The sequence below is a fragment of the Micromonospora sp. NPDC049230 genome (assembly GCF_040647875.1).
In the GTDB taxonomy this organism is placed as follows: Bacteria; Actinomycetota; Actinomycetes; order Mycobacteriales; family Micromonosporaceae; genus Micromonospora.
The window spans coordinates 292491-307717 of sequence record NZ_JBEZCZ010000002.1 but is presented as its reverse complement, the minus strand read 5'-3'; the positions used below and the strand labels follow the sequence as shown (position 1 = coordinate 307717).

The 15227-nt window shown below is 71.9% G+C and carries 12 protein-coding genes; 5 read left to right on the top strand and 7 right to left on the bottom strand.

The window, feature by feature from the left end; genetic code table 11:
* Positions 1–17 precede the first annotated feature (17 nt).
* Positions 18–1835, bottom strand: coding sequence for a SpoIIE family protein phosphatase (locus AB0A95_RS03065; RefSeq protein ID WP_357553885.1), 1818 nt, complete (start codon positions 1833–1835; stop codon positions 18–20).
* A 186-nt stretch (positions 1836–2021) separates the two neighbouring features.
* Here AB0A95_RS03065 and AB0A95_RS03060 point away from each other — a divergent pair, with 186 nt between their 5' ends.
* A complete protein-coding gene (locus AB0A95_RS03060; RefSeq protein ID WP_357553884.1) occupies positions 2022–2948 on the top strand; it encodes a 2-hydroxyacid dehydrogenase in 927 nt (308 codons plus the stop codon).
* Positions 2949–2962: 14 nt separating this feature from the next.
* Here the strand turns inward: AB0A95_RS03060 and AB0A95_RS03055 are convergent, their stop codons facing one another.
* Positions 2963–3337, bottom strand: coding sequence for a PH domain-containing protein (locus AB0A95_RS03055; protein WP_357553883.1), 375 nt, complete (start codon positions 3335–3337; stop codon positions 2963–2965).
* 215 nt (positions 3338–3552) lie between these two features.
* On the opposite strand from AB0A95_RS03055, the gene AB0A95_RS03050 reads away from it, so the two are divergent.
* On the top strand, positions 3553–5943 hold the full coding sequence (locus tag AB0A95_RS03050) for a GGDEF domain-containing phosphodiesterase (protein ID WP_357553882.1): 2391 nt from the start codon (positions 3553–3555) through the stop codon (positions 5941–5943).
* Between the two features lie 6 nt (positions 5944–5949).
* Here AB0A95_RS03050 and AB0A95_RS03045 read toward each other — a convergent pair whose 3' ends face one another.
* Positions 5950–6975 carry a LacI family DNA-binding transcriptional regulator gene (locus tag AB0A95_RS03045; RefSeq protein ID WP_357553881.1) on the bottom strand — a complete coding sequence of 342 codons (1026 nt, stop codon included), beginning with the start codon at positions 6973–6975 and terminating at the stop codon, positions 5950–5952.
* A gap of 105 nt (positions 6976–7080) precedes the next feature.
* Here AB0A95_RS03045 and AB0A95_RS03040 point away from each other — a divergent pair, with 105 nt between their 5' ends.
* The 3 genes from AB0A95_RS03040 to AB0A95_RS03030 all read left to right on the top strand — a co-directional run bounded on the left by AB0A95_RS03040 (position 7081) and on the right by AB0A95_RS03030 (position 11646).
* Positions 7081–9525 carry a glycoside hydrolase family 2 protein gene (locus AB0A95_RS03040; protein WP_357553880.1) on the top strand — a complete coding sequence of 815 codons (2445 nt, stop codon included), beginning with the start codon at positions 7081–7083 and terminating at the stop codon, positions 9523–9525.
* A 94-nt stretch (positions 9526–9619) separates the two neighbouring features.
* A complete protein-coding gene (locus AB0A95_RS03035) occupies positions 9620–9958 on the top strand; it encodes a metalloregulator ArsR/SmtB family transcription factor (protein ID WP_357553879.1) in 339 nt (112 codons plus the stop codon).
* Positions 9955–11646, top strand: a complete 1692-nt coding sequence (locus AB0A95_RS03030) for a SulP family inorganic anion transporter (RefSeq protein WP_357553878.1) — start codon at positions 9955–9957, stop codon at positions 11644–11646. The genes AB0A95_RS03035 and AB0A95_RS03030 overlap by 4 nt, the downstream gene beginning before the upstream one ends.
* A gap of 184 nt (positions 11647–11830) precedes the next feature.
* Here AB0A95_RS03030 and AB0A95_RS03025 read toward each other — a convergent pair whose 3' ends face one another.
* From AB0A95_RS03025 to AB0A95_RS03010, 4 genes are all read right to left on the bottom strand, one after another.
* Positions 11831–13228: a stress response protein gene (locus AB0A95_RS03025; protein WP_357553877.1), complete on the bottom strand. Its 1398-nt coding sequence runs from the start codon at positions 13226–13228 to the stop codon at positions 11831–11833.
* A gap of 338 nt (positions 13229–13566) precedes the next feature.
* A complete protein-coding gene (locus AB0A95_RS03020) occupies positions 13567–13830 on the bottom strand; it encodes a hypothetical protein (RefSeq protein ID WP_357553876.1) in 264 nt (87 codons plus the stop codon).
* Positions 13831–13923: 93 nt separating this feature from the next.
* Positions 13924–14904 carry a hypothetical protein gene (locus AB0A95_RS03015; RefSeq protein WP_357553875.1) on the bottom strand — a complete coding sequence of 327 codons (981 nt, stop codon included), beginning with the start codon at positions 14902–14904 and terminating at the stop codon, positions 13924–13926.
* Complete coding sequence (locus AB0A95_RS03010) at positions 14901–15161, bottom strand: hypothetical protein (RefSeq protein ID WP_357553874.1); 261 nt, start codon at positions 15159–15161, stop codon at positions 14901–14903. The genes AB0A95_RS03015 and AB0A95_RS03010 overlap by 4 nt, the downstream gene beginning before the upstream one ends.
* Between the last annotated feature and the right edge of the window lie 66 nt (positions 15162–15227).

Sequence of the window (15227 nt, the reverse complement as noted above, 5' to 3'; positions counted from 1 at the left end):
CCGGGCCGGTGCACCGCTCAGCGTGCCCGTACGGCGAGCAGCGCGGTGTCGTCCTCACGGTGGCGGATCGAGGCGAGCAGCAGGTCGCACAGCTTGTCGAGGGGCAGCGTGTCGGTGTCGGTCAGCCGGACCACCAGCTCGGCCAACCCCTCGTCGATGGATCGGTCCCGCCGCTCGATCAGCCCGTCGGTGTACAGCAGCAGGGTGTCGCCGGTGGCCAGGCTCGTCGACCGGCTGGTCCGCGGGGACGGCCGGGCCAGGCCGAGCAGTGGCTCCGGTATGGCCTCCAGGGCCTCGACCGCCCCGCCGACCCGGACCACCAGGGCCGGTGGGTGCCCGGCGTTGGACCAGGTCACCTCGTGGGCGTCGGCGTGCCGCGGGCAGATCCGGACCAGCGTCGCGGTGGCGGCGATCGGCAGCCGGAGGCCGCGGATCGCGGCGTCCAGGTTGCTCATCAGCGCCCCGACCGTGTCCGGCCGGCCGAAGGCGTTGCCGCGTACCAGGTTGCGCAGCTGCCCCATGGTCGCCGCCGCCTCGATGTCGTGCCCGGCCACGTCCCCGATCGCCGCGATCAGGTCGCCGTCGGGCTGGATGAAGGCGTCGTACCAGTCACCGCCCACCTCCACCCGGTCGGCCGCCGGCTGGTAGCGGGCCGCCAGCTCCAACTCCGCCACCACCGGCAGTCGCGGCAGCATGCTGTGTTGCAGGACCTCGGCGACGTGTCGCTGCTCGCCGTACATCGAGCTGTTGCCGACGGCCTGGCCGGCCCGGCGGCCGATCTCGACAGCGGTGAGCAGGTCGCGGTCGTCGAACTGCTGCCGGTTGGGGTCGTTGACCAGGGTGATCGCGCCCAGCACGGTGCCGCCGACGCCCCGCACCGGCACGCTCAGGTAGGAAGCGATGCCCAGGCGGGCGGCGATCGACGGCATCTCCGGGTCGGTGGTGCCCCTCGCCACGTCGGCCGGGGACGCGACGCCGCCGAGCCGGGGCTGGCCGGTGCGCAGCACCGTCCGGATGATCGAGTCCGGGCCCAGCCCGGTACGCAGCAACTCACCGAAGCGGTGGATGTCGGTCGCCCGGGCCGGATCGCGGTGCACCGAGACCACCTCGCGGGGCAGCCCGGTCGGGCCGATCAGGGTGAGCAGGCACCAGTCGGCGAGCAGCGGCACCATGGCGGCGGCGAGCCGGCGCAGCGCGGTGCCCACGTCCAGCGTGCCGGCGAGTGTCTCGCTCACCCCGGCCAGCAGCTCCAGCCGCTCGTTGGCCTGCACGACCCGCCGCCGCGCCTCCTGTGCGCCGTCCAGTGCGATGCGCAGCCGCAGCTCCGACGAGCAGGCGGCGGCCAGGTCGGCGAGTGTCCGCAGTTGCGCGGCGGTCCACGCGCGGGGCTTGCTGTCGATGGCGCAGAGCGAACCGAGCACCCGGCCGGAGAGGTCGGTCAGCGGCATCCCCGCGTACGCGACCACGCCGAGGTCGTCGATGGCCAGATTGTCCCGGACGTGGGGGGAGAGCCGGGCGTCCGGCAGCACCATCGGCACCTCGACGTCCACCACGTGCTGGCAGAAGGAGTGACTCAACGGGGTCTGCCGGCGCTCCGACCAGGGCTCCGGCAACCCGAACGCGCCGGGGAAGAACTGCCGGTCCGCCGAGACCAGGGAGACCAGCGCGACAGGCACGTCCAGCAGGTCGCTGACCAGCCGGGCGAACCTGTCGAACGCCTCGTCCGGGATGGCGTCGAGCCCGGTGTCGGCGAGCGCGCGCAGCCGCGCCGGGTCGCCGAGCGCCGCCGGTACGACGATCGAACGCCGGGGGGTGGCGGAGGAGCCGTCGGTCATCGAGCACCTGTCTGCTGGGACGGAGGCCGACCGGCCCGCCGACAGTTCGTTATACCTCGTTCCGGCCCGGGTCGAACATCGGTGTGCTGAGTCTCGCCCGCCCCGGCCCCGCGCGCCATCCCCCGGGACGCCGGTTCGCGCCCGCCCCCGCCCCCGCCACGGCGACGGGGACTATCGTCGGCTGACGTGAAGGTATGGATCCCGAACCAGGCCGGCCTCAACCTGATGGGCGAGCTGCCCCCGGACGTGACGGTGGAGGTCCTGGAGCACGTCGACCGACTGCCCTCGCCGGTGGCCGACGTCCGCGTCTGGGTGCCACCGTTCCTGACCGGGGGCGACGCGACGGCGCTGCTGCGTGAGCTGCCCGACCTGGCCGTGGTGCAGTTGCTCTCCGCCGGTGCGGACGCCTGGGCCGGCCGTACGCCGCCGGGCGTCACCCTCTGCGACGCGCGGGGAGTGCACGACCCCTCCACCGCCGAGTGGGTGGTCACCGCGATCCTCGCCCAGCTACGGGCGTTCCCGGCGTTCGTCCGCGCCCAGGCCGAGCGGCGCTGGGCGTACCAGGGGAACGCCCCGACCGACGAGCTGTCCGGCAAGCGGGTGCTCATCATCGGGGCCGGTTCGATCGGCACCGCCGTGCGCGACCGGCTCGCCCCCTTCGAGGTGAGCTTCACCCTGGTCGCCAGGACGGCCCGCCCGGAGCAGGGGGTGCACGCCGTCGAGGAGCTGCCCCGGCTGCTGCCCGAGGCGGACGTGGTGGTGGTGCTGGTGCCGCTCACCGACCAGACGCGTGGCCTGATCGACAAGGACTTCCTGGCCGCGATGCCGGACGGGGCACTGCTGGTCAACGCCGCCCGTGGGCCGGTGGCACACACCGAGGCGCTCGTCGCCGAGTTGGGCACCGGCCGGATCTCGGCCGCGCTGGACGTCACCGACCCGGAGCCGCTGCCCGCCGACTCGCCGCTCTGGGCGATGCCGAACGTGCTGCTCACCCCGCACGTGGCCGGCTCGGTGCGCGGCCTGCTGCCGCGGGCGTACGCGCTGGTCGGTGATCAGGTACGCCGGTTCGCCGCCGGGCAGCCGCTGATCAACGCGGTCGTCGACGGCTACTGACCCGCCCGGGTGCCTCAGCCGGCGTGAGGCACCGTCTGGCCGGTGGCCGACACCAACCGGGGCAGGTCCACGCCGCGAACGGCCGGGAGGGTGATCTGCTGGCCGTCGTCGAGCCGGGCGACCGCTCGGCCGCGCCGGTCGGCGGTCAACTCGCGGACCCGGTCCCAGCCGATGCGGCGTTGCCCGACCAACGCCCGTACGCGCAGCTCACGTGCGTCGGCATCGGTGCCGGCACGCCAGGCCCACACCCCGACGGCGAGTGGGACCAGGAGCACCGGCAGCAGGTAGGCCCGGGCGTCGGCCAGCGGCAGGGCACCGATGAAGGCGATGACCGCGGCGACCAGGATGGCTTGGTTGTACCGGAAGCGGACCGTGTCGGGCTTACTCACCCTCCGATGATCCCATTCCCGGCCGATCCGGCTGGCGGCGGGCGGTGCCGAGGGTGCGGTACGTCGTACAGTGACACAGGTCGTTGTCACCTCTGGGTGACCGACACGTAACCAATTCGGCCACCGATCGTTCTCATTTGTTGGCAGCGGACCAGCGATTTCCGTTGCCCTCGCACCGTCGTACCGCCCCGTGCCCCCTCACGAAGGCGACCGCCGTGCTCCTCGCGTACCCGTTCCGCGTCCTCGTCCTCCGCCGTTCGGCAGCGGAGACCGCCACCTCCACGGCGGTGGCGCTGCTTCTCGCCGCCGGTGCTCTCGACCTGGTCCCGACTCCGGTGGTGATCGCGTTGGCGGCCGGCGCCGGCGCCACGCTCGCCGGGGTGCGGCTCTCCCGGCTGGCCACCCGGCACCGCGTCCACCCGTCACCACGTGCGGCAGGCGTGCTGCTCGACGCGGCGGTGGTGACGGCTGGTCTCACCGCCGTCGCACTGCCCCTGGCCGGTGGCGGGCACACAGTTGCCGTGCTGGTCGGGGCACTGGTCGTGGCGGCCCTGGCCGTGGCCGGGCTGTGCCAGCTCCCCGGCCGGACGCGCCCGTCCACCGGGCTCCGGCTGCGCTGGCTTGTCGAGTCGACAGGCCCGGCGGTCGGGTTGGCCCTCGCCGGCTGGCTCCTGCTGCCCCACGAGGGCCTGCCGGTTCCGGTCCGGTTGGTGGCCGCGTTGGCGCTCGGCGGGCTGGGCATGGCCGCGCTCAACGCGTTCGCCGGGCCGCGGCGACGCGCGGCGACGGCGGTCTGCCGGGGCGGGGTCCTGCTCACCCTGGGCGGGTTGGTGCTGCTGGCCACGCTGCCGTCCGCGCCGACCGGGCGGGCGGCCCTGCTTGCCGTACCCCCGTTGGTGTTCGGAATGTTGCTCGTCGCGGTCGGTGCGGCCGACGCGGCGGACACCGGCGACAGTGGGCCACCGGAGCCGATCGCCTCGGCCTGGCCCCGGTCGGTGCTCCCCGCCGCGGTGCTGCTGCTGGCGGCGGGTCTGCACCTGGGCTCCGGCCACGCGCCGGACCGGACGAGCGTGGTGCTGGCCCTGGTGGCGGTGCCGCCGCTGGTGCTGCGCGAGTTGCTGCGCGCCGGCGACGCACCCACCTCGCCACGACGCGCCGCACATCGCCGGCCCGCCGGCAGCCCGGTGCGGCACCGCCACGCGGCCCAGCCACAGTGGCTGGGTGACCTCTCGACCGCGCAACACCGACCCGACCGCGCCGACGCCGTGGACGGCGGCCCGGTCACCGCGAGCGCTCCCGGCTCGACCTGGTCGCCGGGGGACGGCGCCGGCTGGTCGGCGCTGACCCGGCGGCCCGCTCCGGCGGGAGGTGGTCCGCCGGGCGACCGGGCGGCCCTGCTGGACGCCCTCGCCGCGATCGGCGACGTGCCGGCGCCGTCCGGCGCCCTGCTGTTGGTGGACCTGCACGGCACCGACGGGGCCGGTCCGACCACCCGGGAGGACGTGCTGGCCGAGGCGGTGCACCGGGTGCGCGCCGTCATCGCTGCCGACGATCTGGTCACCGGGTGCACGACTGCCGGCTTCGCCGTGGTCACCGCCGCCGGCCCGATGCTGGCGTACGCGCTGGGCACCCGGCTGCTGGCCGCGCTCGCCCCGCCCTTCGAGGTGGCCGGTGCGGTGGTGCGGGTGCAGACCAGCATCGGGCTGGCCGAGGTGAGCGGTGACCGCCCGGCGGACGTGCTCCGACAGGCCGAGCTGGCCCGACGACGCGCCGTGCAGCTGGGCCGGGACCGGGTCGAGTGGTACGACGCGTTCCTGGAGGAGCAGTTGGTCCGCCGGCTCGACCTGGAACGCGAGCTGCCCGGTGCGGTGGCCCGTGGCGAGTTGGATCTCGTCTACCAACCGGTGGTCGACCTGGCCGACGGGCAACCGGTGGGGGCGGAGGCGCTGCTGCGCTGGCGGAGCCCGGTGCTCGGCACCGTCCTTCCGGCCGAGCTGCTGCCGGTCGCCGAAGATCTGGACCTGGTCGGTGAGTTGGAGTGGTGGGTGTTGGACCGGGCCTGCCGGCAGTTGTCCGACTGGTCGGTGGGTGTCCGGGAGCTGTGGATGGCGGTCAACGTCACGACCCGGGAGCTGACGACGCCCGACTTCGTGCAGCGGACCGCTGCCGTGTTGGCCGCGTACGGGGTGCCGCCGGAGCGGCTGGTGGTGGAGGTGAGCGAGCCACGGGTGGCCGGTGACCTGCCGACAGTGGTGGCCCGGCTGGCCGGGCTGCGGTCGCTGGGCGTCCGCACCGCGCTGGACGACTTCCGGGCCGAGCACGCCTCGCTGGCGCAGCTTCGCCGCCTGCCGATCGACCTGCTCAAGGTGGGCCCGGAGTTGGTGGGCGCACGACCCGATGGGCAGCCACCGCTGATCGACGTGGTCGTCACCGTCGGCGAGCGGCTGGGCGTGGAGATCGTCGCCGAGGAGTTGGAGTCGTCGGCCCAGGTCGAGGGGGCCCGCCGGGGCGGCTGCCGGTACGGGCAGGGCTTCGCGTTGGCCCGCCCGGCGACGGCCGAGCGGGTCGAGGCGTACTTCGAGGAGTTTCCCTCCGCATCCCGCTGAACCGGTTCATCTCGCGCGTGGCCCAGCGGTGCTCCCGCGCGGTGTGAGGCGGGCTGTCTCGTCCTGCACCCGGCCGGCCGGCTGGCCGGCGACGACGGCGAGCAGTTGCCGGGCGGCGTGCGCGCCGTACGCCGGGATGTCCCGGCCCAACGCGGTCAGCGGCGGGTGCACCAGCCGGCACAGCGGCGAGTCGTCCCAGGCCACGATGGACAGATCGGTGGGAACGCCGAGGCCCATCTCCTGGGCGACGGAGAGCCCGGCGATGGCCATCACGTCGTTGTCGTAGATGACGGCTGTGGGCCGCTGGGTCGAGCTGAGCAGCCGGCGGGTGGCCCGCCCACCCTCCTCGCCGCTGTAGTCGGACCAGACGGTCACCGCGTCGACAAGGCCGAGCCGCTGACAGACCGCCGTGAACGCGTCGGTGCGGATCTCGGTGTGCCGCAGGTCGGGCAGGCCGGCGACCCGGGCGATGCGCCGGTGCCCGAGCGCGACCAGGTATTCCACAGTCTCGGTCAACGCCGCCGCGTCGTCGGACCAGAGGCTGGCCAGCTCGCCGGTGCCACCGGGGCCGCCGATCACCACAGCGGGCAGTTGGAGTTGTTCGAGTGCGGGGATGCGACGGTCGTCGGTGCGCAGGTCGCAGACGAGCACCCCGTCCACCCGCCGCTCGCCCCACCAACGCCGGTAGACCGCGATCTCGGCGTCGTGGTCGGCCACCACCTGGAGGGTCAGCGCGTACGAGCGGGCGGAGAGTTCGGCCTCGACACCACTGATCAGCGCCATGAAGAACGGCTCGACGCCGAGGATCCGGGCCGGTCGGCACAGCGCCAGGCCGATCGCGCCGGCGGTGGCGGCGGAGAGGGCGCGGGCGGCGCTGCTCGGGCTGAACCCGATCTCCGTGGCGATGGCCAGGATGCGCTGCCGGGTGGCGTCGGAGACCCCGGGCTGCCCGTTCAGTGCGTACGAGACCGCACCCTTGGACACCCCGGCGTGCCGGGCGACATCGGCGATCGTCGGCCGCTTCACCGGCACGCTCCTTCGGTCTCTGGCCGTTGACAGTCCGGATCGTGCACCATACGGTGGCTCAGCTTATCCGGTTCAGTCCACGTCTTTCGATGCAGAAGGTGCGGTGAAACCGTGAGCCGAGAGGCACTCTACGACGGTTGGACCCTGCGGGCGGCACCCGGAACGCGGGTGCCCGCCGACATCGCCGGGCGGGCCGTGCCGGCGACAGTGCCCGGTTGCGTGCACACCGACCTGCTCGACGCCGGGCTGATCGACGATCCCTACCGGGACGACAACGAGTTGGCCCTGGCCTGGATCGGGCGCACCGACTGGCTCTACCGGACGAGCTTCCGGCGCCCGGCCGGCGACCACGACCGGGTCGACCTGGTCTGCGCCGGCCTGGACACCGTCGCCACGATCATCGTCAACGGCGCAGCGGTAGGCCGCACCGAGAACATGCACCGTGGCTACCGCTTCGACGTCGGCGCGCTGCTGCGCGACGACGACAACGACCTGGTCGTCGCGTTCGACTCCGCGTACCGCTACGCCGAGGCGCAGCGCGAGCGGCTCGGCGACCGGCCCAACGCCTACCCCGAGCCGTTCCAGTTCATCCGCAAGATGGCCTGCAACTTCGGCTGGGACTGGGGGCCGACATTGGTCACCGCCGGCATCTGGCAGGAGATCAGCCTGCACGCCTGGTCCACCGCCCGGCTGGCCACCGTCCGTCCACTCGTCACCATGGAAGGCCGGGACGGCCGCGTCGAGCTGCACGTCGAGGTCGAGCGGGTCGCGGACGTCCCGCTGACCCTCCGGGCGACGGTCGCCGAAGCCCGAGCCGACGTGGTCGTCCCGGCCGGGCAACGCACGGCCGTGCTGACCCTCACCGTCCGCGAGCCCGCGCTCTGGTGGCCCCGGGGGTACGGCGAACAGGCACGCCACCCGATCGAGGCGACACTGCACGCCCCGTCCGGCGAAACACTCGACACCTGGTCGCGCCGGATCGGCTTCCGCTCGGTGCGGCTGGACACCACGCCCGACGAGCACGGCACCCCGTTCGCCCTGTCGGTCAACGACGTCCCGGTCTTCGTCCGCGGGGTCAACTGGATCCCGGACGACACGTTCCCCACCCGTATCACCCGGGACCGGCTGGCCCAGCGGTTCGACCAGGCCGCCGAGGCCAACGTCAACCTGCTGCGAGTCTGGGGCGGCGGCCGGTACGAGTCTGCCGACTTCTACGACCTCGCCGACGAGCGCGGGCTACTCGTCCAACAGGACTTCCTCTTCGCCTGCGCCGCGTACCCCGAGGAGGAGCCGTTCGCCAGCGAGGTGGCCGCCGAGGCCGCCGAGCAGGTGACCCGCCTGACGCCGCACCCGTCGCTGGTGCTGTGGACCGGCAACAACGAGAACATCTGGGGCTGGCACGACTGGGACTGGCAGCCGGCCCTGGCCGGGCGCACCTGGGGGCGCGGCTACTACCTCGACGTGCTGCCCCGGATCGTCGCCGAGCTGGACCCGACCCGCCCGTACTGGCCGGGCAGCCCCTGGTCGGGCACCGAGACGATCCACCCCAACGACCCGGCGCACGGCACCACCCACATCTGGGACGTGTGGAACACCGACGACTACACCAGGTACCGCGAGTACGTGCCGCGCTTCGTCGCCGAGTTCGGCTACCAGGCCCCACCCGCGTACGCGACAGTGCGCCGGGCACTCAGCGACGAACCCCTCGCGCACGACTCACCCGGCATGGCACACCACCAGAAGGCGGCCAACGGCGACGCGAAACTCCAGCGAGGCCTGGACGCGCACCTGCCCGCACCGGCCGACTTCGACGACTGGCACTACCTGACGCAGCTCAACCAGGCCCGAGCCATCCAACTCGGGGTGGAACACTTCCGCTCCCACCGGGGCATCTGCGCGGGCACCATCGTCTGGCAGCTCAACGACTGCTGGCCGGTCACCTCCTGGTCCGCCGTCGACGGCGACGGCCGTCGCAAACCCCTGTGGTACGCGCTGCGCCACGCGTACGCCGATCGGCTCCTCACCGTGCAGCCCCGCGACGGCGGCCTGGCCCTCGTCGCGGTCAACGACGGCGGCACGACCTGGCAGGCGCCGGCCTCGGTGACCCGGCTGACCCTCGGGGGTGAACCCCGGGCGAAGACCACAGTCGACCTCGACGTCCCGGCGTACTCCTCGGTGGTGCTGGTGCTGCCGGCGGACCTGGCGCGGCCGGAAGAGGGCCGCCGCGAGTTGCTGCTCGCGGAGGCCGGTGGCACCGCCGAGCGGGCGCTGTGGTTCTTCGCCGAGGACCGGGAGGTGGAGTGGCCGTCGGCGGTCTGGGAGGCGACTGTCGAGCCGATCGACGGTGGGCAGCTGGTCCGGGTCACCGCCGGCACGGTGCTGCGCGACCTGACGCTCTTCCCGGACCGGCTGGACGCCTCGGCCACTGTGGACGCGGCACTTGTCACCCTGCTGCCCGGCGAGTCGACGACCTTCACCGTTCGGGCCGACGTTGCGTTGGACGCGGCGGCTCTCACCACCCGCCCGGTGCTGCGCTGCGTCAACGACATCGGCTGACGCCCCATGATCGCGCTCATGCGCTCCACCCGGCCGGCTCAGTTGAAGACTTCTTCAAGTGCTAAAGTCTTCGTATTGGTCTGGAGGGATGCTCATGTCGGTGCCGCTGTACCAGGCGAAGGCGGAGCTTTTCCGCACCCTCGGCCATCCGGTGCGCATCCGGGTCCTGGAGTTGCTCCAGGACGGCCCGAAGCCGGTCCGTGACCTGCTCGCCGCGATCGAGGTCGAGGCGTCGAACCTCTCCCAGCAGCTTGCCGTGCTGCGCCGTGCCGGAATGGTCACCTCACACCGCGACGGCCCCCTCGTCATGTACGCGCTCAGCACCCCCGACGTGGCCGACCTGCTGGCCGCCGGTCGACGGATCCTCGGCGCTGTCCTGACCGACCGGGACGCCCTCCTCGACGAGCTGCGCGCCACGAGCGGCGCTCGGTGACCGCCGCCATACTGGCGGCCCGCGAGCGGATCCTCGGACTTCTCCCGGGGCGGGCCGACTGGGCGGCGGTGCGCCGCTCACCGCGCCGCGACCTGCTGGCCGGGCTCACCGTGGCGGTGGTGGCGTTGCCACTGGCCCTGGCGTTCGGCGTCACCTCAGGTCTGGGCGCCCAGGCCGGGCTGATCACCGCCGTGGTCGCCGGCGCGGTGGCCGCCGTCTTCGGCGGCTCCAACCTTCAGGTCTCCGGGCCGACCGGGGCGATGACCGTGGTGCTGGTGCCGGTGGTGCAGCAGTTCGGAGCCACCGGCGTGCTCATGGTCGGCGCGATGGCTGGCCTGGTGCTGATCGCGCTCGCGCTGGCCCGCCTGGGCCGGTACGTCCGCTACCTGCCCACCCCGGTGCTGGAGGGTTTCACCGCCGGCATCGCCGTGGTCATCGCCCTGCAACAGGTACCCGCCGCGCTCGGCGTCACCGACGCGCACGGGGAGAAGGTCTGGGCCGTCGCCGCCGACGCGGTCGCCCGCTTCGTCGTACACCCGAAACCGGCCGCGCTGGCGGTGGCCGTCGCCGTCGCGGCGCTGATGCTGTTGGGCGCCCGGTGGCGGCCCGGCCTGCCGTTCTCGCTGCTCGGCGTGGGTGCCGCCACTGTCCTCGCCGAGCTGGTCCCGGTCGAGCTGGTCCGGATCGGCGCGTTGCCGCAGGGCCTACCCATTCCGTCGCTCAGCTTCCTCGACCTCGGCGCGCTCGGAGTGCTGCTGCCCAGCGCGCTCGCGGTCGCCGCGCTCGCAGCCCTGGAGAGTCTGCTGTCCGCCACCGTCGCCGACGGCATGACCGTCGGCGAGCGGCACGACCCGGATCGGGAACTCTTCGGTCAGGGGCTCGCCAACCTCGCCGTCCCGCTCTTCGGTGGCATTCCGGCGACCGCCGCCATCGCCCGCACCGCGGTGAACGTCCGCGCCGGAGCGGCCTCGAAGCTGGCGGCCCTCACCCACGCCGTCGCCCTCGCCGCCATCGTGCTGGCCGCAGCCCCGTTGGTCGGCCGGATCCCGCTCGCCGCCCTGGCCGGCGTGCTGCTGGCCACCACGGTCCGCATGGTGGAGGCCGGTGCGTTGTGGGCGCTGGCCCGCTCCACCCGGGGCGACGCGGTCGTGCTGGTACTCACCTTCGCCGTCACGGTGATCTGGGACCTCGTCACCGCCGTGGCGGTCGGCGTCGGCGTGGCCGTGGTGCTCGCCCTGCGCGCGGTGGCCCGCAGCGCCCGACTGGAACGGGTGCCCCTCGACCCCGGTGAACACAGCGCCGAGGAGTACGCGCTGCTCACCGAACACATCGTCGCGTACCGGCTGGACGGGCCACTCTTCTTCGCCGCGGCGCACACCTTCCTGCTCGAACTCTCCGAGGTCGCCGACGTTCGCGTGGTCATCCTGCGGATGTCCCGCGTGACCACCATGGACGCCACCGGCGCGCACGTCCTCGGCGACGCGATCCGACGGCTACGCGGACGCGGGATCACCGTTCTGCTCTCCGGCATCACCCCCGCCCACGACCAGGTGCTCACCACCCTCGGCGTGGCCGACGACCTGCGCCGCGAGGAACTGGTCTTCCCGGACACCCCCACCGCCATCCGGTACGCCCGTGCGGTCGCGCTCCCCGCGGTGGGCCACCCGACGGTCGTACCCGCCGACTGAGCAGTGCCGGCCGACCGGTGCCGGCCGACCGGTCGCGGGCCTGGCCGCATCGATCCCGATCGGCGTGGCCATCAACCTCGTCACCGGCCAAGGCGGGCACCGGGCGGAGACTGCGGTGAGCGTGATGCCTCACAGTCATCTTGATGCCTGTGAGGCATCACGTGCAGGGCGCACCGGGTTCGGATCACTCCTCCAACTGGCTGCCAACTGCGGAGCTGCTGTCCCTCCCCGTCGACGTATCGAACTCCGGGCTGTCCTGGGACGAGATGGCAGTGGAGACGAGGCTGGCCGCGACCGGCTGCACGGGCGCGACGTCTTCGGGCGTACGCAGGCGCGGCGGCGTGGGCATCCACGGTTTCAGGTTCTGGATGATTTGCTCGTAGAAGTCGTCGATCGCGTGCAATACGGAATCGATGAACGCGCCCCGTCCGCTGCCGCGCTTGGTTCCGGCCGCCGTGCTCTGCGCGACCCGGAATGCTCGCAGTTCACGTGCGGGATCGCTGATCAACGTGGTGGGCTCGGCTCGGACCTGGCGTAGCAGATCGGTTGCTCCACCGCCTCGTGCGTGCATGGCGAACGCTTCGATCCGGACGGTGTCCGGCGCGTCTTTCAGCTGGCGAATCAGCCAGTTGACCCTGGTGGTCGGTCTGCCGGTGCGAGGGGCCTCGACATCGATGTGGCAGACGATTTGCCCGGCCCGCAGATCGGCTGTGACGTGGAGAGGGGCGACTGCGCCGGGAATCCTGATGCTGCCGGTCAGAGTCCCCATGGTGGAGAGTTGGGTGACCAGCGACTGGGTACGGGCGGCTGGATCGGTGAGATCGCGGCGGCTCAGCGCGGGGGTGACATCGGTACCCAACTGCCTGCCGAGACGCAGACACGCGTAGCGAATCAGGGCGTCGAAGCGGCCGGCCACCTCCGCCGCGCCGCTGTCAGCTGCTCGTAGCGTTCCTGCTGACACTCCCTCGCGCACCTGCACCCACGCCGGCCCCATGTCGCTGAACTCCAGTGCACCTGAGCGAGGATGCTCGAGATACCTGATCAGCTCGCCCAGGATCCATGCCTGGTCCGGATCGGCGATGCCGCGGTATTCCTTCTGAATCACCGCCTGGGTCAGGATCTCCGTCCAGGGCAGGTGGTACAGGGCCACCTTGCGCAGTTTCCGGCGATCGATCGCGGTCGGATGCTGACCCGGGACGGGGGCGATCTCGTTGGAGATCGTGATGAGGGCGTCGAAGCCCTGCTCCCGGGCGATGTCCAGGTACGCCTCCAACTGCTCGGTCTTCAACGCGTTGCTGCCGGTCTTCACCTCTACCAGAGCGGTCCACTGCCGCTGCCCTCGCGTGACGCGGATCAGGCCGTCTGGAAAGAGCTGCTGGTTGCCGAGCTTGAACGGAACCTCGATGAAAGTCTGCACCGATCCGGCCGGTGCGCCGAGGGACTGGGTCAGGGCCCGCCCGAACTCACGCACCGCGCTCATTACCGCCAGTAGGGCGGAGGTAGCCCGACGTTCTTGTTCGTCCGATCCATTGATGCCGGATGTGGGGATCAGTCGGGCAGCAAGCCAGGTCTCCTCAGACATGCAAGTCACTCCTCGTGCAGACGGTGGTACGAGAAGTTACTCGCGAACTGGGCCGGAAAGCGGCGCGACCGTTAGAGCGTGCGCACGGAAAGAGTTACCCAAAGGGATGCCGGGCGATCCACCCGGCCGGGTCCGCTCGCCAATCGGAGACGTCGGCGTCGGCAGTTTGGTCTCTGTCTGCGGTTGTGTCCGCTAGCTGACTGCGAGCGAGTTTGCAGGCGGATCAGGTGAGCAAGAAGTCGGGTTCGCGCTCGGCAGCGGAACCGGCCGGTGGCCGCCTCGATGGCGATGCGAAGGGACGCCTTGACCTCGCCAACGCTCGTTGTGGTGGTCGGCGTTCAGCCGAGGACGCTGATGTAGCGGCGTGCCGCCTCCGAGCTGCCCTGCACGAGGGCCATGGCTTCGGCCAGGCGCTGCTTGCTCTGCTCACCGCGGGCGATGGCCTCGGCGATCGTCGGGTGCCCGGTGCCGGCGGAGATGGCGCGTAGTCGGGTCAGCATCTGTTCGGTGTTCTCGGCAGCGGCCCGGATCTGGCTGATCGTGGCGTTGCCCTGCTCGGCACCCTGCATCAGCGCGGCCTTGGCTACCTCGATGCTGGCCATGCCGCCCTCCGTCTGTCGATCGCGCCAACGAGTTCACGTTTGCGTGGTCGAGCGGACACTATTGGGGATGGTGGCGGTACGCAGCCCTGCCGGCTACAGGTAGTCAGCGGCCGTACGCTCTACGTCGGCGATGAACTCTTCAAGCTGCGTCTCGGTGAGATCGCGATCCTGTAACAGCTTGCCGAGGAACACGATCTGCATCTGGAGGGCGGTCTCAGGGCTGAGATTGTCGATCAGTCCAACCTCACCGAGGGCCGCGCGGACCAGGCCTTCCATCTCCAGGGCGGGCAGTGACTCCGAGCCTGGAAACTGGGTGCGCGTCTCGGCGACGAAGCGGGCGACGTCGGTGGGGGAGTGCCCGGCGGCCAAGCGGTCGTTGACCGCGATGGCGAACGCGGCACCGATCACCTGGTTTCCGCCGTGCCAGCCGGAGGTCTCCAACCCGTCCAGGAGTTGGTCCACCGTTCCCCAGTCACGCCGTGCCATCCCGCGGATCAGGAGGTGCCCCGCCGCATCAGGTGCTTCGTTCAGGAGACGTTGCCCGACCGGAGGGCTGACCATCGGGGTCGTGGTGCCGGGCTGGTGAGCCCCTGACGGGCCCTGCGGGCCTCGGATAATCGTGAAAGCTTCCCTGGCCGCCGCCACCGACTTCTGGGTGTTGTCCTGGACGTCCTCGACCTTCCTGGTCATCGTACTCAGGAAGGAGGCGACATTCTTCCGAGCGGATTCGCGCTCGACGGTCTCGGCGAGCAAATCCTCACCGGACGGTGTGGCCGAGTCAGAAGGTTGTGTAGCCGGGGCAGAGCCGGGAGCGATGGCGTTGGAGTAGTCACCGATGCGATCGGCCGCCTCACTGATCAGGCGGGCGAGCTTGCCGGCCTTCTCGCCAGCGGTCTTGCTCTCGGTAACGGCGCCGGTGAGTTCGGGATGCCTGGTGCCCCGCGCTGCCTGGGCGTAGTGCGCGTTGGCTTCTTCCGCGTCGGACTGAGCGCGATGCGCCACGACGGCGGCGCTTTGCAGGGTGTCGATGGCGCTTCGTAGCTGGGCGACGACATCGCCGAGGCTTCCGCTCATCCGAGGATGGCGAGGTAGTCGGCAGCGTGATCCTTAGCCGCCTTGATTCGGCGTAGCAGCAACTCGACCTCGTTCGCAGCCTCGCGGAGAGCTTTGCGGGACTCCTGCGCCTCGCCGCGTTCACTGTCATGCAGGGTGGCGATTGCCAGTGCGGACGCATCGGCAAGCCTGGCGCTGGCCTTCTCGATGCTCACCCGAGCGTTGTCGAGCGCTTGATCGCCCGTCCGGATCGTCACCTTGACATCGCCGATGGTCACTGCCGCACGTTAGCCGCCCCCGGCCGTCGGGCGCAGCCCTCGCGTTGGGTGGGTGCCCAGGCCGGG